Genomic DNA, 21,375 nt, shown 5'->3' on the forward strand with positions numbered 1-21,375 from the left:
CCGTGAACAGACGTAACTTTATCAAAGCAGCCTCCAGCGGGGCATTGCTGTTGGGCGCAGCGCCGTCCATCAGCCATGCGGCTGCAGAAAACCGTCCGCCGATCCCAGGTTCTCTTGGGATGCTCTATGACTCGACGCTGTGCGTAGGCTGCCAGGCCTGTGTCACCAAGTGTCAGGATATCAACTTCCCGGCGCGTAACCCGGAAGGCGAGCAAACCTGGTCGAACAACGACAAACTGTCGCCGTATACCAATAACATCATTCAGGTGTGGCGTAGCGGAACAGGCGTTAACAAAGACCAGGAAGAAAATGGTTACGCATACATCAAGAAACAGTGCATGCACTGTGTTGATCCGAACTGCGTTTCCGTTTGCCCGGTCTCCGCGCTGAAGAAAGATCCGAAAACCGGCATCGTCCATTATGACAAAGATGTCTGCACGGGCTGTCGTTACTGCATGGTCGCCTGCCCGTACAACGTGCCTAAGTACGACTACAACAACCCGTTTGGTGCACTTCACAAATGTGAACTGTGTAACCAGAAAGGCGTTGAGCGTCTGGACAAAGGTGGTTTACCGGGTTGTGTTGAAGTGTGCCCAGCCGGTGCGGTGATTTTTGGTACGCGTGAAGAGCTGATGGCTGAGGCGAAAAAACGTCTCGCGCTGAAGCCTGGTAGCGAATACCACTATCCGCGTCAGACGGTGAAAGCAGGCGATACCTATCTGCATACGGTACCGAAGTACTACCCGCACCTGTACGGTGAGAAAGAAGGCGGTGGTACGCAGGTTATGGTACTGACGGGTGTTCCTTACGAGGATTTGGATCTGCCGAAGCTGGATGATCTTTCAACTGGTGCGCGTTCCGAACATGTTCAACATTCCCTGTACAAGGGCATGATATTACCCCTGGCTGCGCTGGCGGGCTTAACCGTGCTGGTTCGTCGTAACACGAAAAACGACCATCACGATGGAGGAGACGATCATGAGTCATGATCCTAAACCGCTGGGCGGAAAAATAATCAGCAAACCGGTCATTATTTTTGGGCCGCTTATCGTCCTGTGTATGCTCCTGATCGTGAAACGTCTGGTCTTCGGACTGGGCTCAGTCTCCGATCTGAACGGCGGTTTCCCATGGGGTGTATGGATCGCGTTTGACCTGTTGATTGGTACTGGCTTCGCGTGCGGTGGTTGGGCGCTGGCGTGGGCGGTGTATGTTTTCAACAGAGGCCAATACCATCCGTTGGTTCGTCCGGCGCTGCTGGCGAGCCTGTTTGGCTACTCGCTGGGTGGTCTGTCGATCACCATTGACGTCGGTCGTTACTGGAACCTGCCGTATTTCTACATTCCGGGCCACTTCAACGTGAACTCGGTACTGTTCGAAACGGCGGTCTGTATGACCATCTATATCGGCATCATGGCGCTGGAATTTGCTCCGGCTCTGTTTGAACGTCTGGGGTGGAAAGTTTCCCTCAAACGTTTGAATAAAGTGATGTTCTTTATTATTGCCCTCGGCGCGCTGCTGCCAACCATGCACCAGTCTTCAATGGGTTCATTGATGATTTCTGCGGGTTATAAGGTGCATCCACTATGGCAAGCTTATGAAATGCTGCCGCTTTTCTCGGTATTAACCGCCTTTATTATGGGCTTCTCGATCGTCATCTTTGAAGGCTCGTTGGTACAAGCCGGTCTGAAAGGTAACGGTCCGGACGAGAAAAGTTTGTTCATCAAGCTGACGAATACCATCAGCGTGCTGCTGGCTATTTTCGTCGTTCTGCGCTTTGGCGAACTGATCTATCGCGACAAGCTGTCCTATGCGTTCTCAGGCGATCTTTACTCCCTGATGTTCTGGCTTGAAGTCGTGCTGATGGTCTTCCCACTGGTGGTGCTGCGCGTCACTAAACTGCGTAATGACTCGCGCATGCTGTATCTGTCTGCGCTGAGCGCATTGCTGGGTTGTGCAACATGGCGTCTATCCTATTCGCTGGTGGCGTTCAATCCTGGTGGTGGCTACCACTACTTCCCGACCTGGGAAGAGTTGTTGATTTCTATTGGTTTTGTGGCTATTGAGATTTGTGCATACATCGTACTCATTCGTCTACTGCCGATACTTCCTCCTTTAAAACAAAACGATCAAAATCGTCATGAGGCGAGCAAAGCATGAGCCAGAGAATTACTATTGATCCGGTAACCCGTATTGAGGGTCATTTACGCATCGACTGCGAAATCGAAAATGGCGTGGTATCTAAAGCATGGGCTTCCGGTACCATGTGGCGCGGCATGGAAGAGATCGTGAAAAACCGCGATCCGCGCGATGCCTGGATGATTGTGCAGCGTATCTGTGGCGTTTGTACGACCACTCACGCTATCTCTTCCGTTCGTGCAGCAGAAAGTGCGCTGAATATTGATGTTCCGGTGAACGCACAGTATATCCGTAACATCATTCTGGCCGCGCACACCACGCATGACCACATTGTTCACTTCTATCAGCTGTCTGCGCTGGACTGGGTGGATATCACTTCTGCACTGAAAGCCGACCCAGCGAAAGCGTCTGCCATGCTGAACGGCGTGTCCTCCTGGCACCTGAACAGCGCAGAAGAGTTCACCAAGGTTCAGAACAAGATCAAAGATCTTGTTGCCAGCGGTCAGTTAGGCATTTTTGCTAACGGTTGCTGGGGTCACCCGGCAATGCAGCTGCCGCCGGAAGTGAACCTGATTGCGGTCGCACACTACCTGCAAGCGCTGGAATGCCAGCGTGATGCCAACCGCGTTGTGGCACTGTTGGGCGGTAAAACGCCGCACATCCAGAACCTGGCAGTAGGTGGGGTTGCTAACCCAATTAACCTTGATGGCCTCGGCGTGCTGAACCTTGAACGCCTGATGTACATCAAGTCCTTCATCGATAAGCTGAGCGACTTCGTTGAGCAGGTGTACAAGGTTGATACCGCGGTTATTGCTGCGTTCTATCCTGAGTGGCTGGAACGTGGTCAGGGTGCGGTTAACTACCTGAGTGCGCCGGAATTCCCGACAGACGGTAAAAACGGCAGCTTCCTGTTCCCGGGCGGTTACATCACCGATGCCGATCTGTCGACCTATCGTCCGATCACCTCTCACTCCGATGAGTACCTGATCAAAGGGATTCAGGAGAGTGCGAAACACGCGTGGTACAAAGACGAAGCGCCGCAGGCTCCGTGGGAAGGCACAACGGTTCCTGATTACACCGGTTGGTCAGATGACGGCAAATACTCCTGGGTTAAAGCGCCGACCTTCTACGGCAAAACGGTTGAAGTGGGTCCGCTGGCCAACATGCTGTGTAAACTGGCAGCCAAACGCGAGTCTACTCATGCCAAGCTGAATGAAATCATCGCGATTTACACCAAGCTGACCGGTAAAACTATCGAAGTGTCGCAGTTGCACTCTACGCTGGGCCGTATTATTGGCCGTACCGTTCACTGCTGTGAACTGCAGAACGTTCTGCAGGATCAGTACAACGCGCTGATTGTGAACATCGGTAAAGGCGACCACACCACCTTCGTGAAACCGGATATTCCGGCAACAGGCGAATTCAAAGGTGTTGGTTTCCTCGAAGCGCCACGCGGTATGCTGTCTCACTGGATGGTGATTAAAGACGGCATTATCAGCAACTACCAGGCGGTTGTACCGTCAACCTGGAACTCTGGCCCACGTAACTTTAATGATGAAGTGGGACCGTATGAGCGCTCGCTGGTAGGTACGCCGATTGCCGATCCAAACAAACCGCTGGAAGTGGTTCGTACCATTCACTCCTTCGACCCTTGTATGTCATGTGCGGTGCATGTGGTGGACGTTGACGGGAACGAAGTGGTCTCAGTTAAGGTTCTGTAATGCGGATATTAGTCTTAGGGGTCGGCAATATTTTGCTGACCGACGAAGCCATCGGGGTACGTATCGTTGAGGCATTAGAGCAACGGTACATCCTGCCAGACTTTGTTGATGTTCTGGACGGTGGTACGGCTGGGATGGAGCTTCTCGGCGATATGGCGAACAGAGATCATCTGATCATTGCTGACGCCATTGTGTCGAAGAAAAACACGCCAGGAACGATGATGGTCCTGCGGGATGAAGAGATCCCGGCGCTGTTTACCAACAAAATCTCACCGCACCAGCTTGGCCTGGCCGACGTATTGTCGGCCCTGCGTTTTACCGGCGAGTTTCCGAAAAAGCTGACCTTAGTCGGCGTTATTCCGGAATCGTTGGAACCGCATATCGGGCTAACGCCAACGGTTGAAGCGATGATTGAACCTGCGCTGGAGCAGGTTCTTGCCGCGCTTCGCGAATCAGGCGTTGAAGCGATCCCTCGGGAGGCGGCTCATGTCTGAGGAGTTTGTCGGTTTTCAGACGGCCCCGAAGACGCAGATTCAGGCAGCGTTTGAAGAGGTTGCCCGGCGTTCGATGCACGATCTCTCTTTCTTGCATCCGAATATGCCGGTGTATGTCTCTGATTTTACGCTGTTTGAAGGACAGTGGACGGGGTGTGTTATCACACCCTGGATGCTCAGCGCACTGATTTTCCCCGGACCGGACCAGATCTGGCCGGTGCGTAAAGTCAGCGAAAAAATCGGGTTGCGTCTGCCGTATGGCGAGATGACCTTTACCGTTGGTGAACTGGAGGGCGTATCGCAATACTTTTCCTGTTCACTGATGTCGCCGCTTTCGCACAGTATGTCGGCGCAAGAAGGTGTGCGTCTGACTGACGATTGCGCGCGCATGCTGTTATCGCTGCCGGTGAGCGATCCGAATGCGCCGCAGCTAAATCGCCGCGCGCTGCTGCTGGGTCGTCGGAACTGCGAAAATGCATGAGCTGTCCCTTTGTCAGAGCGCGGTTGAGATTGTTCAACAGCAGGCAGAGCAGCACGGTGTCAAACGTGTAACCGGCGTTTGGCTGGAAATCGGAGCGCTCTCGTGCGTTGAAGAGAGCGCCGTCCGTTTCAGTTTCGACATCGTCTGTCAGGGCACGCTGGCGCAAGGGTGTGAGCTGCATATTGATTACAAACCAGCCCAGGCATGGTGCTGGGATTGCAGTCAGGTTGTGGAAATCACCCAGCATGATGCGCAGTGTCCACTATGTCAGGGCGATCGTCTGCGGGTTGATGCAGGCGATTCACTGAAAGTGAAAAGTATTGAAGTCGAATAACCCATAGGTTGCTATGGGGCGGAGTCAGATATGTGTATTGGAGTCCCTGGTCAGGTTCTGGCCGTTGGTGAAGATATTCACCAGCTTGCGCAGGTTGAAGTGTGCGGCATCAAACGTGATGTCAATATTGCCCTGATTTGTGAAGGTGATACCGCTGAGCTGGTCGGGCAATGGGTGCTGGTGCACGTAGGGTTCGCCATGAGCATCATTGATGAAGATGAAGCTAAAGCCACGTTAGACGCACTTCGCCGCATGGAGTACGACGTCACCAGCGCGTGACAATCGGTTAGTGCCTGATGACGTTACGCTTATCAGGCCTACGCCTTCTATGTAGGCCGGATAAGGCATTTATGCCGCCATCCGGCATCTTGCGTTAACCCTGGCGCTTATCTTCGGTATTGGTGTCGAAGTCGCTGGCGTCATGACGTTCATGAAGCTGCTCGTTCAGCGGCCCGTTAGTGCGGTTTACAATACGACCACGCTTAACTGCCGGACGCGCGGCAACCTCTTTTGCCCAGCGCTGCACGTGCTTGTAACTTCCTGCATCGAGGAACTCTGCCGCGTCGTACACGTTGCCCAGCACCACATTGCCAAACCACGGCCAAACCGCCATATCGGCAATGGTGTATTCATCTCCTGCCACAAACTGATTCTGTGCTAACTGCTTATCCAGTACGTCGAGTAAGCGCTTGGCTTCCATCGTGAAGCGGTTAATAGCGTACTCAATTTTTACCGGCGCATAGTTATAGAAGTGACCAAAACCACCGCCGAGGAACGGCGCCGCACCCTGTAACCAGAATAACCAGTTCAGTGTTTCAGTACGTTTTGCCAAATCCTGCGGCAGGAAATAACCATATTTTTCCGCCAGATAGAGCAGAATTGCGCCAGATTCGAATACGCGAACCGGTGGGTTTTGCGAGTGGTCGCGCAGTGCCGGGATCTTCGAGTTCGGATTCACCTCAACAAAGCCGCTGGAAAACTGATCGCCATCGCCAATGCGGATAATCCAGGCATCGTATTCCGCGCCCTTCACGCCCTGCGCCAGCAGCTCCTCCAGCATAATCGTCACTTTCTGCCCGTTTGGTGTACCCAACGAATAGAGCTGCAGCGGATGCTTGCCAACCGGCAGCGTCTTCTCGTGGGTGGCACCGGAAACAGGACGGTTGATATTGGCGAAAGCGCCGCCGTTCGATTTTTCCCACGTCCAGACTTTCGCGGGCTGATAGGTATTGTCTGACATATTGACCTGCCTTCTGAGTGGTTGTGTTGATGCAGTGTAGCAGTTAGGTAGAACTCAATTTAACAGATTGGGACTTTATGTCGCTTTGTGCTGAAAGGGGAAGACAAATCTAACCCGTTCATTGTACCTGGCTCGTACTCCATGAAGAGGAAATCAATGTTGGACGGAAATTGCTACCGTATTCACCATCAAAAATTGGCGGTGAATAAGCAGTAATAATGAAAAATGGTGTTCCAGGAGTAAGCGGTTATCAGGGCCCTGCGGGTGGGTGGGGTGCGGTAAAAGCCGTCACTGCTTCGGTGTTTTCGCAAAAGGCTGTCGCGCGCGACATTATCGCGATGTTCAAAATGAACCAGGTGAAAGGGTTCGATTGTCCGGGCTGTGCGTGGCCGGACCCCGGGCATCGTGCGGTAATGGAGCTGTGCGAAAATGGCGTTAAGGCGGTTTCCTGGGAGACAACCAGTAAGAAAGCGTCACCGGAATTTTTCAGTCGTCACCCGGTTTCCACACTCTGGCACTACAGCGATTATGAACTGGAAAACATTGGTCGTTTGACGCATCCAATGAAATACGATGCAGTGTCAGACACCTGGCAGGCGGTGGATTGGGATATCGCCTTTCGGGAGATCGGCGAGCGTCTGCGCAGCTATGATTCAGCACAACAGGTTGAGTTTTATACCTCCGGCAGAACGTCAAATGAGGCGGCGTTCCTGTATCAGCTGTTTGCCCGCGAATATGGTAGCAGCAACTTTCCTGATTGCTCAAACATGTGCCACGGACCGACCAGCGCAGGGCTAACGCCAGCCATTGGCCTTGGGAAAGGGACCGTTGAACTTGATGATTTTGACCACTGCGATCTGGTGATTTGTATCGGGCATAACCCTGGTACTAACCATCCACGCATGTTGACCACCTTACGCGACGTTGCCAAACGTGGAGCCAAAATTATCTCCATCAACCCGCTGAACGAAAGGGGGCTTGAGCGCTTTAGCTTCCCGCAAAGTGCGAAAGAGATGTTCACCGGTCAGGCGACGGAGCTGAGCAACGACTACTACCAGGTAAAAATGGGCGGTGACGCCTCGTTGCTCAAAGGCATAATGAAGGCGCTGATCGAAATGGACGAAGCGCGGATCCTACTGGATCAGCAGCCGACGCTCGATCATGCGTTTATCGACCAACATACCGCGGGATATGCAGCGCTGTATGACGACTTACGTCAGCATAACTGGGCGGAGCTGGAACAGGACTCGGGTCTGACGCGCAGTCAGATGGAAGATCTGGCGCACAGCTACAGTAAATCCAGCGCCACGATTGTTTGTTATGGTCTGGGCATCACTCAGCATAAAAACGGCACCGAGAACGTCCAGCAGCTGGTAAATCTGTTGCTGCTGAAAGGCAATATGGGTAAGCCGGGGGCGGGGATCTGCCCGTTACGCGGCCATTCTAATGTGCAGGGCGATCGTTCTGTAGGGATCAACGAAGCGGCGTCCGAAGACTTCCTGCAACGACTTGAGAAGCATTTTTCTATCCGCGTTCCGCGCAAACATGGACGCTCCAGTGTGGAGAGCATTCGGGCCATCGAGCGGGGAGACGCAAAAGCGCTCATCTGCATGGGCGGCAATCTGGCGGTAGCGATGCCCCAGCCGCAGCGTACCTTTGCGGCGATGAAAAATCTGGATCTGCAGGTCCATGTGGCGACCAAACTGAACAGATCGCATCTGCTGCTGGCAAAGCATAACTACCTGCTACCTGCATTAGGCCGAACGGAGCGCGACATGCAGGCGACGGGGATCCAGTCAGTGACCGTCGAAGATTCTATGTCGATGGTTCACGCTTCCTGTGGCGCGCTGAAGCCGGCTTCCCGCTGGCTAAAATCGGAGCCCGCGATTGTGGCGGGCATGGCGCGTGCCACGCTGCCGCATTCTCCGATCAACTGGGAAGCATTTACCGGGGACTACGCGTTGATCCGTGACGCCATTGAAGCCGTGATCCCGGCGTTCCACGATTACAACGCACGTATTGCCGAGCCGGGCGGATTTCGTATGGATACACCTGCTTCGCGCCGTGAATGGCGAACGGAGAATGGCAAAGCCAACTTTATCGTCAGCCATCAGCGGGCGGTAGAGCGGGAACATCAGCCTGCTGATGCACTGGTTCTGGCAACGCTGCGTAGCCACGATCAGTACAACACCACGATTTATGGTATGAACGATCGCTATCGTGGCATTACTGGCCGTCGGGATGTGGTGTTTTTAAGCGCCGAAGAAGCGACGAGCCGCGGTCTGAGCCAGGGTGATGTGGTCAACGTTCAGGCGCTGGACGACAACGGTCAGCCCTGCGCGGATCGCATCATGTACGGCTTAACGGTGGTGATTTACAACATGGCGGCTGGCTCAATTGGCGCTTATCTGCCTGAAGCGAATGTCCTGCTTTTGCTGGATGCAGTAGATACACAAAGTTTGACTCCGGCGTATAAAAGCGTACCGGTCACCCTGACCAAAGCGTAGTTCCTGCTGTGAATTTTTCGCCTCTGAGCGCCAGCCGCTGCGTTGAGGTGTATGATGATGTCGACCTCTGTCCGGTTAGTGTCGCAGAGCAGGCAATCAGAGCGAAAAATTCACGCCAACCTGCTCAGGCTGTATTGTTTTGAGGTAAGGTGCATGAGCAAAGGAACGACCAGTCAGGATGCCCCATTCGGGACATTATTGGGCTATGCCCCAGGTGGCGTAGCAATCTACTCTTCAGATTACAGCTCCCTCGACCCACGGGACTACGACGATGATGCAGCATTTCGCAGCTATATCGACGATGAATACATGGGCCACAAATGGCAGTGCGTAGAGTTCGCACGCCGCTTTCTCTTCCTTAACTATGGCATGGTCTTCACCGATGTGGGTATGGCCTGGGAGATCTTCTCCTTACGCTTCCTGCGCGAAGTAGTGAATGACAACATCCTACCGTTACAGGCATTTCCGAATGGTTCGCCCCGCGCGCCGGTAGCAGGGGCTCTGCTTATCTGGCAAAAAGGCGGTGAATTTAAAGATACCGGGCATGTGGCGGTCGTCACCCAGTTGCTGGAAAACAAAATCCGTATTGCCGAACAGAACGTGCTCCATACGCCGCTGCCTCCCGGACAGCAGTGGACCCGCGAACTGGAGATGGTGGTTGAGAACGGTTGTTACACCCTGCGTGATACCTTTGACGATACGACTATTCTTGGTTGGATGATCCAGACCGATGATACCCGTTTCAGCCTACCGCAGCCGGAGATCGCCAATGACTCGCTGAAAATTGGCGGCGCGCGACTGGAAGATAACGGGCAATTTGACGGTAAATGGCTGAATGAGCAGGATCCGCTGCAAAAAGCCTACGTGCTGGCGAACGGCCATGTGATTAATCAAGACCCGCATCAGTACTTCACCATTACCGAGAGCGCCGAGCAGGAGCTGATTAAAGCCACCAACGAGCTGCACCTGATGTATCTGCATGCGACCGATAAGGTGCTGAAAGACGACAACCTGCTGGCGCTGTTTGATATCCCGAAAATCCTCTGGCCGCGCCTGCGCCTTTCCTGGCAGCGTCGTCGGCATCATATGATTACGGGGCGTATGGATTTCTGTATGGATGAACGTGGACTGAAGGTGTATGAGTACAACGCCGATTCCGCATCGTGCCATACCGAAGCCGGTTTGATCCTCGAAAGATGGGCCGAACGGGGCTACACAGGGCAGGGACACAACCCGGCTGAAGGGTTGATCAACGAACTGGCGGGGGCCTGGAAGCACAGCCGCGCACGTCCGTTTGTCCACATCATGCAGGATAAGGATATCGAGGAAAACTATCACGCGCAGTTTATGCAGCAGGCGCTGCGTCAGGCCGGGTTTGACAGCAAAATTCTGCGAGGTCTGGATGAACTGCGCTGGGATGACGCCGGTCAATTGATTGACGGGGACGGCCGTCTGGTGAACTGCGTCTGGAAGACCTGGGCGTGGGAAACCGCAATTGAGCAGGTGCGCGAGGTCAGCGAAACGGAGTACGCCGCGGTGCCAATTCGTACCGGGCATACGAATCAGGAAGTGCGCTTAATCGATGTGTTGCTGCGCCCGGAAGTGCTGGTCTTCGAACCTCTGTGGACGGTTATCCCTGGCAATAAAGCGATTCTGCCGATCCTCTGGCAACTGTTCCCGCACCACCGTTATCTGCTTGATACGGATTTCACTGTTAATGAAGAGCTGGCGCAAACCGGTTATGCGGTGAAACCTATTGCAGGACGTTGTGGCAGCAACATCGATCTGGTGAGTCATCAGGAAGAGCTACTGGATAAAACCAGCGGTAAGTTTGCCGAGCAGAAGAACATTTATCAGCAGCTTTGGTGTCTGCCAAAAGTTGCCGGTAAATATATCCAGGTTTGTACCTTTACCGTAGGTGGTAACTACGGCGGTACCTGCCTGCGCGGTGACGAGTCGCTGGTGATTAAAAAAGAGAGCGATATCGAACCGCTGATTGTGGTGAAGGAAGACTAATCTTTCTGCTCGCTCACGAGTGAGATATGAAAAGCCGGAGTATCTCTCCGGTTTTTTTATTTATGATTAGATTGATAGTACTTATATTTAAATGAGTGTCTATATTTATATAAATGACAGCAAGTATTCTCATGGTAAATATTTATTTAATGATTAATGCATTCGTTAAATGAATGCATCAATCATTAAATAATTATTGTTGTTTGTATTAGATAAATATCTTCTTGATTGTCATTTTAAATATAAAAACATAATGTGTTATTCGATTAATTAATGACATTGATCATGTTTTTACCTATGGAATATATCGGATTGCGTTAGCGTGATAATTATAATAGTTAATTGTCATCAACAGCCATTGTTAACTGCCTGCAGAAATGACGTTGTAAGAAACATGTTGAGCGATTGGAACGTGCTCCATTAGGAAACGCAAAATACCGGCAGGAGTCGCCGGTCTGAGAGGGACGTATGGGTGACAGTTTTCAGAATGAAGTGCCGACGGCACGCGTTAATATTAAGTTAGATTTACACACCGGAGGCGTTCAAAAGAAAGTTGAATTGCCTTTAAAACTACTGACTGTCGGTGATTTCAGTAATGGCAGAGAGCAGCGACCATTATCTGAGCGTGAAAAGATAGATATTAATAAAAATAATTTTAACGATGTGCTGGCCAAGTTTTCACCAGTGGTTAATTTAAGTGTTAAAAATACGTTAGCTGATGATGACAGAAAGGACGATATTAACCTTACCTTTAAGAATATCCGCGATTTTGAACCTGAGCAGGTCGCACGAAATATCCCACAATTACGTGTTCTGTTGGCTATGCGTAACTTACTACGTGACCTGAAATCTAACTTACTCGATAACGCTGCTTTTCGTCGCGAGCTGGAAACAATCCTTAAGGATCCAGCCCTGAGTCAGGAATTGCGTAATGAGCTGGCAACTATGATGCCAGAAGAGATTTAACGCTCTACAGGGTTTCCTCCGCTAAATCGGCAGGAATAGTAAAGGAACATAAAAGGAATATGTTGATGTCTGTTCAGGAACATACCTCTTCAGCCGCGACCACCACGACCAGTGAACGCAGTGTTTATCAGTCCCTCTTTGACAAAATTAATCTTTCCCCCGTCGCGTCATTAAAAAATGTAGATGCGTGGCAGAGTGATGAAGCGCTTTCTGATGCCGCTCCGGCGGAGCGTGTGACCGCTGCTATTCAGGTTCTGGTCTCATGTCTGGCGGATGCCGCACAACCCTTAGAACGCCTGGATAAAACGCTACTCGATGAGCAGATTGCTCGTCTGGATAAGCAGATTAGCGATCAGGTTAATGAAGTTATGCATCATGCTGAATTTCAAAAACAAGAATCGCTCTGGCGTGGTTTGCATTCAATGATCTCTGGTATCGATTTTCGCCGAAATGTCCGTGTCGAAATGATGGATGTCAGTAAGGATGCGCTGCGTGATGATTTTGATGACGCGCCGGAACTTATCCAGAGTGGGTTATATCGTCATGTTTATATTGAAGAATATGACCAGCCAGGTGGAGAACCTATTGCGGCAATGATTTCAGCGTACGAATTTGATAACAGCCCGCAGGATATCGCGCTACTGCGCAATATTTCTGGCGTATCGGCAGCCTGCCATATGCCATTTATTGGTTCAGTTGGGCCGAAATTCTTCCTGAAAGAAAATATGGAAGAGGTCGCAGCCATAAAAGATATCAATGATTATTTCGAACGTGCTGAATACATCAAATGGAAAGCATTTCGTGATAGTGATGATTCACGCTATATCGGATTAACTATGCCGCGTGTACTCGGGCGTTTGCCGTACGGCCCTGATACCATTCCTGTGCGCAGCTTTAACTATGTCGAGGAAGTTAAGGGCCCGGATCACGAAAAATATCTGTGGACCAGCGCATCTTTCTCTTTCGCTGTGAATATGGTGAAAAGTTTTATCAAGAATGGTTGGTGCGTCCAGATCCGTGGACCACAGGCGGGTGGCGCGGTTAAAGATTTACCTATCCATTTGTACGATCTGGGGACGGGTAATCAGGTGAAAATCCCGTCTGAAGTGATGATCCCGGAAACTCGTGAATTTGAATTCGCCAACCTTGGTTTTATTCCGCTTTCTTATTATAAGAATCGTGATTACGCCTGCTTCTTCTCTGCTAACTCGGCTCAAAAACCTGCGCAGTTTGATACCCCGGAAGCAACAGCTAATAGTCGAATTAACTCACGTTTGCCGTATATCTTCCTGCTTTCTCGTATTGCTCATTACCTGAAAATCTTGCAGCGAGAAAACATTGGTACGACCAAAGATCGCCGCCTGCTTGAGCTTGAACTAAACAACTGGTTACGCAGTCTGGTAACCGAAATGACCGATCCTGGCGATGATTTGCAGGCTTCACATCCGCTTCGTGATGGGCGTGTCGTGGTGGAGGACATTGAGGATAACCCGGGTTTCTTCCGCGTGCGCCTGTACGCCATCCCGCATTTCCAGGTTGAAGGTATGGATGTCAGCTTGTCGTTAGTTTCACAGATGCCTAAGTCGAAATCTTAACGGCGTAATGCACAGGAGGTGCGATGAAGATCTATCGTCCGTTATGGAGCGAGGGGGCTTTTCTGGCTCCCCAACAGTTTCAGCAACAGACACGTTGGGATGCTTACGTTGCTGACGTTGTTGCTCACATGTCACTTTCATCACCGTGGGGCGTCATCAGCGCGGAGTTTGATGAAAGTGCGCTAACGGTTTCCCGTTTGAATCCCGTTAATCTGGTTGTGCGCTTTCCTGACGGTACGTTAGTGGATACAGGTATTTCAGATAACCTGCCTCCAGCGTGTGATTTATCGCATCTTACTGGCTACAACAGCGTTGATATCGTGCTGGCATTGCCGCTGCTTTCAGCTAATGGCGGCAATCTTTCATCAGGCAACGGTGTCAGCCGTCCGTGTCGCTGGCAGCAGGAATGGCTGCCAGTTCAGGATCTCTCCGGTCAGGAACGGACTGATATGGCAGTGCTGCGGCATGCTATCACCCTCCGGTATGCCCATGACGATAACAGCGCTTACCTGACTTGTCCGGTAGCTTGCCTTATTCGTAATGCTCAGGGGCAATGGGAGCTGGGACGTGATTTTTTACCCCCCTCGCTTTCACTCTCAGCCAGCCCCTTATTAATCAACTCGCTCAGTGATTTGGTGCATCGTATCCAGGCTCGTTGTCGCCGCCTGATGTCCTTGCGCCGAGAAAGTAACGAACGAATGGCGGATTTTGCAGTAGCAGATGTTTCGTTGTTTTGGCTGCTGAATGCGCTTAATAGTTCGGAACCTGTTCTGAAAGAAATGCTGCAAAACCCAGGCCGTCATCCCGAACTTTTGTGGCGTGAGCTGGCGCGGTTAGCGGGCAGCCTGCTGACCTTCTCGTTAGAAAATGATGTCAGCGTTGTACCTCCATATCAGCATGCAAATCCGCAGCAGGTATTCCCGCCGCTGTTTGCTCTGCTGGTGGAACTGCTGGAAGCCAGCCTGCCGTCTCGTGTTGTCGCTATTGAACTGACGCAGGAGCGACAGTTCTGGTATGGCGCTCTGTCGGATGCCCGACTGCGTGAAGGTGCTGATTTTTACCTGTCCGTTCGCTCGGGTCTCCCCGCACATGTCCTCCTGGCGCAATTTCCACAGCTCTGTAAAGCAGGGAGCCGGGCGGATGTGTCAGATGTCGTCAATGTGGCACTCAGCGGTATTCCATTAAAACCGCTGACACATGTACCCGCAGCCATCCCGTTACGACTGGAAAATCAATACTTTGCTCTTGAAATTAATCATCCAGCAGCCCAGGCCATGTTGGACGCCGGTAATTGTGCTTTCTATGTGCCGGGAACGCTGGGAGAGATTCAACTTGAGCTGTTTGCAGTATTAAGGGATTGAAATAAATGAATAAGGAAATTGATCAGGTTTTCTGGCCAACATGGCTTGCTGTAAGCCAGCTACGTGACGGGGCAGAAGTCGACGACGGAGCTGTTCTTTATCGTCGGGCCAGCCAATGGGTTGAATCTGCACGTGAGGCATTGCGTGATATGGGGTACAGCGAACACAGCGTTGAACATATGCTCTACACGCAATGTGCGTTACTGGATGAAAGCGTGTTGAACCGCAACCGGCAGGATAGCGGTTATATCACCTGGCTTGCGACACCCTTACAGGCCCGTTATTTCAATACCACCAACGCAGGGGAAGAGTTCTGGGAACGCATCCGGTCTGTGCTGCGTGAGCCCGTTCCTGATACCGCCGTAATAACCTGCTTTTATCGCGCAATCACGCTCGGTTTTGTTGGGCGCTATCGTGAGCAAGGTGACGAACGTCGTGAAGATGTTCTTGAGGCGCTGGCGGCTCAGGCGAAGCCTTTTAAGTTAACGCACGATGCGCCCGTAATCATGCAGGCGTCCGGTTTCTCTGGCAGTAAGCGTCGCTGGTGGCAGGCATGGATTGTCGGCGCGGTGGCGTTGGGGGCTTTATGGTTAACATTTTCTCATGTCTTACAAGGGCTGGTTGCTCAGCTTATTGGGCAGGGCTAAAACATGGCTCAGTTGCGAGGGATCGTTAACTATGTGCTGACAGCTGTGCTGGCTTTGTTGCTGGTTTGGGGATTCAGTCCGTTAAGTACGGGTGTCCGGGGCGGCCTGACCGTCTTTATTTTATTGTTTTCCATTCCAGGGATCGTTTACGGCTGGCGTCAATATGGCCAGTTGAGATCAGCGCATACCGAGCATGAAGTTCCGCTCCCTCCGGAGAGTTTCAGTGGGCCAGTTGTGCTCGTGTGTGGCGATAATGCCCCCTTGTTTGCCGGACGCAGCGGTTCTTGCGAGAGCTCGCAGGGCTGGTATTTATCTGTCCAGTCCCCTGAGCATTACATTGCTCTGGTTCGTCAGATAGCTGCTCAGCGTCCAGGGCTTCTTATGCGCGTCTCCGTAATGCTGGCATTAACTCCGGAACGGCATACTGATGAAGATGCGCTTAAGCACATACTGCTCAGTTGGCGGCGAGTGGTGACCCAGAGTCGGCGTTGGTTATCAGGTGTACCGCCGTTTTGGTTGTGTTGTTGGCTGAATTCTCCTCAATGTAATGAGGCTGTACGCTGGTTTATTCGAACCCCTCAGGATGCAGAAGTGCAGTCGGCTACGGGATTAGACGACTTTGCTCCTTTCTCTTCGCAAGAGAGCCCAGCCCGCCATTTTCATCTTACACATGCAGTGTGGTTAGATAATTTACTGGGCTGGCTGAAGAAGGTACAAGGCGATACTGAACACCATGCTCTGCCTGTTTTCTTTGCATTACGGGTTGTGTGTTTCACCTCATCAGCGGTCTGCGAAAATAACCTCTGGCAACGTCATATCATTGCTCAAACAACGCTTTCCCCTGCGGCGTCAGTAGCGCCCGCACTGCTGCCTTTTCCAGATTTAGCATTGCCATTCTTATCCCGCCGTCGGGCGTTGACAGCATTTCAACGGACGGTGGGCGTAAGTGGTCTGTTATGCGGCATTTTCATCGGAATGGCGATGGCATGCAGCTTTATCAATAACCAACATCTCATCAGGATCACAAACGATCACCTGATGCTATACCGCCAACTTAGCGGTAATCCTGCCGAGCCAAAGATCTTGGCCCAGGATCAACTTCGTCGTGATGCACAACTCCTTGAGCGCTGGTATCAGCGTGGCGAACCACTTTCTCTTTCAATGGGATTGTATCAAGGAATGAGATTGATCCCCCCTTTGCAGGTTGCCATAAGTGACTGGGGGTCACCCGAAAAACCGAAAGTGACTGCCCCGCAAACTGTACGTCTCGACAGTATGTCGCTGTTTGATACGGGTAAGTGGGCGCTAAAAGCGGGTTCAACAAAAGTACTCATTGGGGCTTTGGTCAATATCAAAGCCAAACCCGGGTGGCTGATAGTCATCGCCGGACATACCGATGATGTGGGTGACGATAAATCTAATCAGCTGCTCTCTCTCAAACGCGCGGAATCTGTTCGTGACTGGATGCGAGATACCGGTGATGTCGCGGAGAGCTGTTTTGCCGTTCAGGGCTACGGCGAATTACGCCCCTACAAAAACAACGATACGCCGGAGGGTCGGGCTGCCAACCGCCGTGTAGAGATCAGTCTGGTACCGCAGGCTGATGCCTGTCGGCTGCCGGGCATGAAGGAACCGTCACCGCAAGGTGGTGACGCATTAGCGAAGTAAAAATGGAGAAAGAGTTATGGCAATTCCAGTCTACCTTTGGCTGAAAGATGATGGCGGCGCGGATATTAAAGGTTCTGTTGACGTAAAAGACCGTGTAGGCAGTATCGAAGTGGTGGCACAGGAACATAACCTGTACATCCCTACCGATAACAATACAGGTAAGTTGACCGGTACGCGCATCCATACCCCGTTCCTTTTCACTAAGGAAATCGATGCCTCCAGTCCATATCTGTACAAGGCTGTAACCACCGGTCAGACCCTGCGCCAGGCAGAGTTCAAATGGTATCGCATCAATGACGCGGGTCAGGAAGTGGAATACTTCAACACCACGTTACACAACGTGAAAGTGGTGAAAGTAAACCCTGTGATGTACGACATCAAAGATCCCGCAAAAGAGAAGCATAACCACCTGGAACAAATTGAACTGCGCTACGAGAAGATCGTCTGGACGTATAAGGATGGCAACATTATCCATTCTGACGCCTGGAACGAGCGTACCACCGCGTAATGCGCTAACGGATGAGGATTTCCTCATCCGTTTTTTTATGCCCTCTGCTGAGCTTCCGGGGCGGGGGTTTAGCAGAGAGTATCAACATCACTATTACCTTATGGGCATTGGATTACGGCCACGGGCGGTAGCGTGCCTGAATACAGGGAGCCAGGAAGCAAATGGAACACCAGTCAGCAGTGTTATTACGACGTCTCAACCCCTATTGCGCCCAGGCGCTCGAAGCGGCGGCATCGTTATGTCAGACGCGCGCGCATGCAGAAATCACTCCCGAACACTGGTTACTGAAGCTGTTGGAGCAGGGGGAGGGCGATATGACTGTCATTGCTCGTCGTTATGAATGGGATATCGACAATCTCTGGCAATCGCTGCTGACGCATCTGGATGTTCAGCCTCGTTCCGTGAAAAGCCGCCCGCAGTTGTCTGATGCGCTCCTTTCTTTAATGCAACAAGCGTGGCTGTGTGCCGCAACGGATGAAAATTCGCAGATACGTGGTGTGCATCTACTGATGGCCCTGGTGGGAAAGCCTTCGCTACTGAAGTGTGATGGCCTGTGGCCTCTTCTGAGCGCCGGACATACTCAACTGGAACGCCTCCTGCCGCTATTAAATGTCCAGTCGGATGAACGTCCGGAAAGGCTGCAAGAAGCCGCTCTGGTGCAGGTTTCTCCTGATGATGAACCGCGTCCGGGTCAGGTTGAGTCGACGTTGTCGCCAGCATTACAAGGCGTGCTCGATAAATTTACGCTGGATGTAACCGCGAAAGCGCGTGCCGGCGATATCGACCCGGTATTTGGTCGCGATAATGAAATCCGGCAAATGGTGGATGTGTTGTCCCGTCGGCGAAAAAATAATCCCATTCTGGTCGGGGAACCCGGTGTCGGCAAAACCGCTCTGGTGGAAGGTCTGGCGCTGCGTATTGCTGAAGGTAACGTGCCGGATAGCCTGAAATCAGTAACATTACGCACGCTGGATCTTGGGCTGTTACAAGCAGGTGCCGGGGTGAAAGGTGAGTTTGAGCAGCGGTTGAAAAATATCATTGATGCCGTTCAACAATCGCCAACGCCTGTTCTGCTCTTTATCGATGAAGCGCACACCATCATTGGGGCCGGTAATCAGGCGGGAGGCGCTGATGCAGCCAATCTGCTAAAACCCGCTCTGGCCAGAGGTGAATTACGAACTATCGCGGCGACCACATGGAGTGAATATAAACAGTATTTTGAGCGTGATGCTGCGCTGGAGCGGCGTTTTCAGATGGTTAAAGTGGATGAGCCGGATGATGACACTGCTTGCTTAATGCTGCGTGGTCTGAAATTACGCTATGCAGAACACCATGGCGTTCACATCACCGACGAAGCGGTTAAAACTGCTGTTACGCTCTCTCGCCGCTATCTTACCGGGCGACAATTACCCGACAAAGCCGTCGATCTGCTGGACACCGCAGGTGCAAGAGTGCGGATGAGCCTTGATACCGTTCCGGAACCACTGACGCGTTTGAAGTCTGAGATCACCGCGCTTGAAATTGAAAAGCAGGCATTGCTTGCAGACCTCGCGGTAGGAAATGGTCAGCATGGTGAAAGGCTGGCCACCATTGAACAGCGTGAAAATCGTCTGCTTGTCGAACTGGATGAACGCGAAACCCAGTATGGTCAGGAATTAACGCTCACTGAGCAACTGCTGGCCAGCCGCCGTGATATTTCTCGTCAGGCGGAAACGGTTGAATTGCAACTGCAGCTAAGTATGCTTCAGCAGGGCCATCCTTTGCTGTTTCCGGATGTAGACGCGCGCACCGTTGCTACGGTAATTGCCGACTGGACCGGTGTACCATTGTCATCATTAATGAAGGACTCCCAGGTAGACTTGCTGACGCTTGAAACCCAGATGGGAGAACGCGTTGTCGGGCAGAATTACGCGCTGAATGCGATCGCACAGCGGTTGCGGGCATCAAAAACAGGACTGACGCCGGAAAACGGCCCACAGGGTGTGTTCCTGCTTACTGGACCAAGTGGAACCGGCAAAACGGAGACGGCGCTGGCCCTGGTTGACATTCTGTTTGGTGGTGAAAAATCGCTGATCACGATTAATCTGTCTGAATATCAGGAGCCGCACACTGTGAGCCAGCTAAAAGGCTCACCTCCGGGATATGTGGGTTATGGTCAGGGAGGGATCCTGACCGAGGCGGTGCGAAAACGCCCCTATAGCGTGGTACTGTTGGATGAAGTAGAAAAAGCGCATCGCGACGTCATGAATCTGTTTTACCAGGTATTTGACCGTGGTTTCATGCGTGACGGCGAAGGCCGTGAAATTGATTTTCGCAATACTGTTATTTTGATGACCTCCAATCTTGGCGGCGACGCTGTAATGCAGATGCTGGAAGAACAACCGGAAACCACAGAGTCTGAGTTGCACGAACTGCTGCGCCCACTTTTGCGCGAACACTTCCAGCCAGCGCTACTGGCCCGCTTCCAGACGATTATCTACCATCCGCTCAGTGAATCTGCGCTACGTACGATTGTACAAATGAAACTGGATCAGGTTAGCCAGCGATTACTTCGTCACTACGGCATCACCACAACGATATCCGAGAGCCTTTTTGATGCCCTGACCGCCGCTTGCCTGCTACCGGATACGGGGGCGAGGAATATTGATAGTCTGCTCAATCAACAAATCTTACCTGTGCTTAGCCAGCAGTTGTTAACGTATCTTTCCCGGCAGCAAAAACCTCAGCAACTCACTTTAAGTTGGAGTGATGAAGAGGGAATTGAACTGATAATTGATAGCGAGTGAAAAATAAAACCCAGTAATAATACTAGCGCTGGGTTTTACTTTGTATCGGGATATGCTTTGCGCAAAAGGACTAAATATGGATGGTGCTAAAGATCTTGCAAAAGATATGCTCGAAGCTATTAACGTTGATGATTCTGGATTTATAGCTGCTTTGGCTAAAGGGCTTATATCATTTCCTGTGAGTATGGGATATCTGGCCTACGATTTTATGGATACAGAACATCGCAGAACGAATGAAGATAATAAATACAGGTTTGCCAGACTTCTTAATAAAGCAAAGTTAAATAAGGAGTTGATAGGTCAGGTTATTGATATTTTTATTAGTGATTTTTCTTCGCGACTGGACGTTGCTTTAATGACAGAGAAAATTGTTGGGAGTAGTGCTGGAAGGATAATTTTCTCAGAGCTAACTGGCGTTAAAATTGGGGCTGTTATTTCTAATCGGTTAGTCACAGCATTTTTTTCAGGTGCTCTTATAGGCTCGCTTCTTACTTTGGGAGCGGAAGTATCCAGAGCAATCTATACATCTCGCTATCTGGCTGCAAGGAGTCCGGGTAATTATCAGAAATTGAAAGATATGGGGGATCTGGATCTGCTTTATTTTCTGATAGAAGATCTTGTTTCACCTTTTGAAAAAGCAATTGAACTTCACAAAGCAAATGAAGTGTTTTTAATGAGGTTTGCCAATGTTTTCTGGACGGTTTGGGAAGTTTAGAGAAATAACTATATATTTAATGTATTATTTTTCATATCTGCTAGGGAATATTTTATGCATGTTTGGTATTGCCTTTTCTATTTGGTTTTTCTTCATTTCTGACGATGGGTTTAGATATTTATGGGGCATGGGGAATTTTTTATTGATCGTTTTAGGGTATTTTGTGATGAAATTTGGCTGGCCTCATGTGCGTAGTAATT

18 protein-coding genes are annotated in these 21,375 nt (G+C 51.2%); 17 read left to right on the forward strand and 1 reads right to left on the reverse strand.

Annotated features, from left to right (window positions below; genetic code table 11):
* Positions 1-2: 2 nt before the first annotated feature.
* Genes hybA through hybG form a run of 7 tightly spaced genes read left to right on the forward strand, consistent with a single transcriptional unit; the run spans position 3 to position 5,445 of the window.
* Positions 3-989 (forward strand): hydrogenase 2 operon protein HybA, encoded by a 987-nt coding sequence (hybA, locus tag BZK40_RS02940; protein WP_003828357.1) that lies wholly within the window; start codon positions 3-5, stop codon positions 987-989.
* Positions 979-2,157: a Ni/Fe-hydrogenase cytochrome b subunit gene (gene hybB / locus BZK40_RS02945; protein WP_003828354.1), complete on the forward strand. Its 1,179-nt coding sequence runs from the start codon at positions 979-981 to the stop codon at positions 2,155-2,157. The genes hybA and hybB overlap by 11 nt, the downstream gene beginning before the upstream one ends.
* Positions 2,154-3,857 (forward strand): hydrogenase 2 large subunit, encoded by a 1,704-nt coding sequence (hybC, locus tag BZK40_RS02950; protein WP_003828353.1) that lies wholly within the window; start codon positions 2,154-2,156, stop codon positions 3,855-3,857. Before hybB ends, hybC begins: the two co-directional genes overlap by 4 nt.
* On the forward strand, positions 3,857-4,351 hold the full coding sequence (locus BZK40_RS02955) for a HyaD/HybD family hydrogenase maturation endopeptidase (RefSeq protein WP_032944999.1): 495 nt from the start codon (positions 3,857-3,859) through the stop codon (positions 4,349-4,351). The genes hybC and BZK40_RS02955 overlap by 1 nt, the downstream gene beginning before the upstream one ends.
* Positions 4,344-4,832, forward strand: a complete 489-nt coding sequence (gene hybE / locus BZK40_RS02960; RefSeq protein ID WP_079934129.1) for a hydrogenase-2 assembly chaperone — start codon at positions 4,344-4,346, stop codon at positions 4,830-4,832. The genes BZK40_RS02955 and hybE overlap by 8 nt, the downstream gene beginning before the upstream one ends.
* Entirely contained in the window at positions 4,825-5,166 is a 342-nt protein-coding gene (gene hypA, locus BZK40_RS02965; RefSeq protein WP_003828349.1) for a hydrogenase maturation nickel metallochaperone HypA, read from the forward strand. Before hybE ends, hypA begins: the two co-directional genes overlap by 8 nt.
* A 30-nt stretch (positions 5,167-5,196) precedes the next feature.
* Positions 5,197-5,445 (forward strand): hydrogenase maturation factor HybG, encoded by a 249-nt coding sequence (hybG, locus tag BZK40_RS02970; protein WP_003024459.1) that lies wholly within the window; start codon positions 5,197-5,199, stop codon positions 5,443-5,445.
* A gap of 94 nt (positions 5,446-5,539) precedes the next feature.
* Here hybG and yghU read toward each other — a convergent pair whose 3' ends face one another.
* On the reverse strand, positions 5,540-6,406 hold the full coding sequence (gene yghU / locus BZK40_RS02975) for a glutathione-dependent disulfide-bond oxidoreductase (RefSeq protein ID WP_079934130.1): 867 nt from the start codon (positions 6,404-6,406) through the stop codon (positions 5,540-5,542).
* Between the two features lie 218 nt (positions 6,407-6,624).
* On the opposite strand from yghU, the gene BZK40_RS02980 reads away from it, so the two are divergent.
* From BZK40_RS02980 to BZK40_RS03025, 10 genes are all read left to right on the forward strand, one after another.
* On the forward strand, positions 6,625-8,913 hold the full coding sequence (locus BZK40_RS02980) for an FdhF/YdeP family oxidoreductase (protein ID WP_079934131.1): 2,289 nt from the start codon (positions 6,625-6,627) through the stop codon (positions 8,911-8,913).
* A 153-nt stretch (positions 8,914-9,066) separates the two neighbouring features.
* Positions 9,067-10,929 (forward strand): bifunctional glutathionylspermidine amidase/synthase, encoded by a 1,863-nt coding sequence (gss, locus tag BZK40_RS02985; protein WP_079934132.1) that lies wholly within the window; start codon positions 9,067-9,069, stop codon positions 10,927-10,929.
* 468 nt (positions 10,930-11,397) lie between these two features.
* Positions 11,398-11,895 carry a type VI secretion system contractile sheath small subunit gene (tssB, locus tag BZK40_RS02990; RefSeq protein ID WP_048225523.1) on the forward strand — a complete coding sequence of 166 codons (498 nt, stop codon included), beginning with the start codon at positions 11,398-11,400 and terminating at the stop codon, positions 11,893-11,895.
* A 65-nt stretch (positions 11,896-11,960) separates the two neighbouring features.
* Positions 11,961-13,490, forward strand: a complete 1,530-nt coding sequence (gene tssC / locus BZK40_RS02995) for a type VI secretion system contractile sheath large subunit (RefSeq protein WP_048225521.1) — start codon at positions 11,961-11,963, stop codon at positions 13,488-13,490.
* Positions 13,491-13,513: 23 nt separating this feature from the next.
* Positions 13,514-14,851, forward strand: a complete 1,338-nt coding sequence (gene tssK, locus BZK40_RS03000; protein ID WP_079934133.1) for a type VI secretion system baseplate subunit TssK — start codon at positions 13,514-13,516, stop codon at positions 14,849-14,851.
* 5 nt (positions 14,852-14,856) lie between these two features.
* Positions 14,857-15,498, forward strand: coding sequence for a type VI secretion system protein TssL, short form (tssL, locus tag BZK40_RS03005; RefSeq protein WP_003828335.1), 642 nt, complete (start codon positions 14,857-14,859; stop codon positions 15,496-15,498).
* Between the two features lie 3 nt (positions 15,499-15,501).
* Complete coding sequence (locus tag BZK40_RS03010) at positions 15,502-17,166, forward strand: OmpA family protein (protein WP_079934134.1); 1,665 nt, start codon at positions 15,502-15,504, stop codon at positions 17,164-17,166.
* Positions 17,167-17,182: 16 nt separating this feature from the next.
* Positions 17,183-17,674, forward strand: coding sequence for a type VI secretion system tube protein TssD (gene tssD, locus BZK40_RS03015; protein ID WP_003024437.1), 492 nt, complete (start codon positions 17,183-17,185; stop codon positions 17,672-17,674).
* Positions 17,675-17,835: 161 nt separating this feature from the next.
* Positions 17,836-20,460, forward strand: coding sequence for a type VI secretion system ATPase TssH (gene tssH / locus BZK40_RS03020; protein WP_079934135.1), 2,625 nt, complete (start codon positions 17,836-17,838; stop codon positions 20,458-20,460).
* A 76-nt stretch (positions 20,461-20,536) separates the two neighbouring features.
* Positions 20,537-21,175, forward strand: coding sequence for an Ssp6 family T6SS pore-forming effector (locus tag BZK40_RS03025; RefSeq protein WP_253193173.1), 639 nt, complete (start codon positions 20,537-20,539; stop codon positions 21,173-21,175).
* The last annotated feature ends 200 nt before the right edge of the window (positions 21,176-21,375 follow it).

The sequence above is a fragment of the Citrobacter portucalensis genome (genome assembly GCF_002042885.1).
Classification (GTDB): Bacteria; Pseudomonadota; Gammaproteobacteria; order Enterobacterales; family Enterobacteriaceae; genus Citrobacter; species Citrobacter portucalensis.

Coding starts and splice junctions, on each gene's coding strand:
- hybB (WP_003828354.1), top strand. CDS start 979: ATGAGTCATGATCCTAAACCGCTGGGCGGAAAAATAATCAGCAAACCG.
- hybC (WP_003828353.1), top strand. CDS start 2,154: ATGAGCCAGAGAATTACTATTGATCCGGTAACCCGTATTGAGGGTCAT.
- BZK40_RS02955 (WP_032944999.1), top strand. CDS start 3,857: ATGCGGATATTAGTCTTAGGGGTCGGCAATATTTTGCTGACCGACGAA.
- hybE (WP_079934129.1), top strand. CDS start 4,344: ATGTCTGAGGAGTTTGTCGGTTTTCAGACGGCCCCGAAGACGCAGATT.
- hypA (WP_003828349.1), top strand. CDS start 4,825: ATGCATGAGCTGTCCCTTTGTCAGAGCGCGGTTGAGATTGTTCAACAG.
- hybG (WP_003024459.1), top strand. CDS start 5,197: ATGTGTATTGGAGTCCCTGGTCAGGTTCTGGCCGTTGGTGAAGATATT.
- yghU (WP_079934130.1), bottom strand. CDS start 6,406: ATGTCAGACAATACCTATCAGCCCGCGAAAGTCTGGACGTGGGAAAAA.
- BZK40_RS02980 (WP_079934131.1), top strand. CDS start 6,625: ATGAAAAATGGTGTTCCAGGAGTAAGCGGTTATCAGGGCCCTGCGGGT.
- gss (WP_079934132.1), top strand. CDS start 9,067: ATGAGCAAAGGAACGACCAGTCAGGATGCCCCATTCGGGACATTATTG.
- tssB (WP_048225523.1), top strand. CDS start 11,398: ATGGGTGACAGTTTTCAGAATGAAGTGCCGACGGCACGCGTTAATATT.
- tssC (WP_048225521.1), top strand. CDS start 11,961: ATGTCTGTTCAGGAACATACCTCTTCAGCCGCGACCACCACGACCAGT.
- tssK (WP_079934133.1), top strand. CDS start 13,514: ATGAAGATCTATCGTCCGTTATGGAGCGAGGGGGCTTTTCTGGCTCCC.
- tssL (WP_003828335.1), top strand. CDS start 14,857: ATGAATAAGGAAATTGATCAGGTTTTCTGGCCAACATGGCTTGCTGTA.
- BZK40_RS03010 (WP_079934134.1), top strand. CDS start 15,502: ATGGCTCAGTTGCGAGGGATCGTTAACTATGTGCTGACAGCTGTGCTG.
- tssD (WP_003024437.1), top strand. CDS start 17,183: ATGGCAATTCCAGTCTACCTTTGGCTGAAAGATGATGGCGGCGCGGAT.
- tssH (WP_079934135.1), top strand. CDS start 17,836: ATGGAACACCAGTCAGCAGTGTTATTACGACGTCTCAACCCCTATTGC.
- BZK40_RS03025 (WP_253193173.1), top strand. CDS start 20,537: ATGGATGGTGCTAAAGATCTTGCAAAAGATATGCTCGAAGCTATTAAC.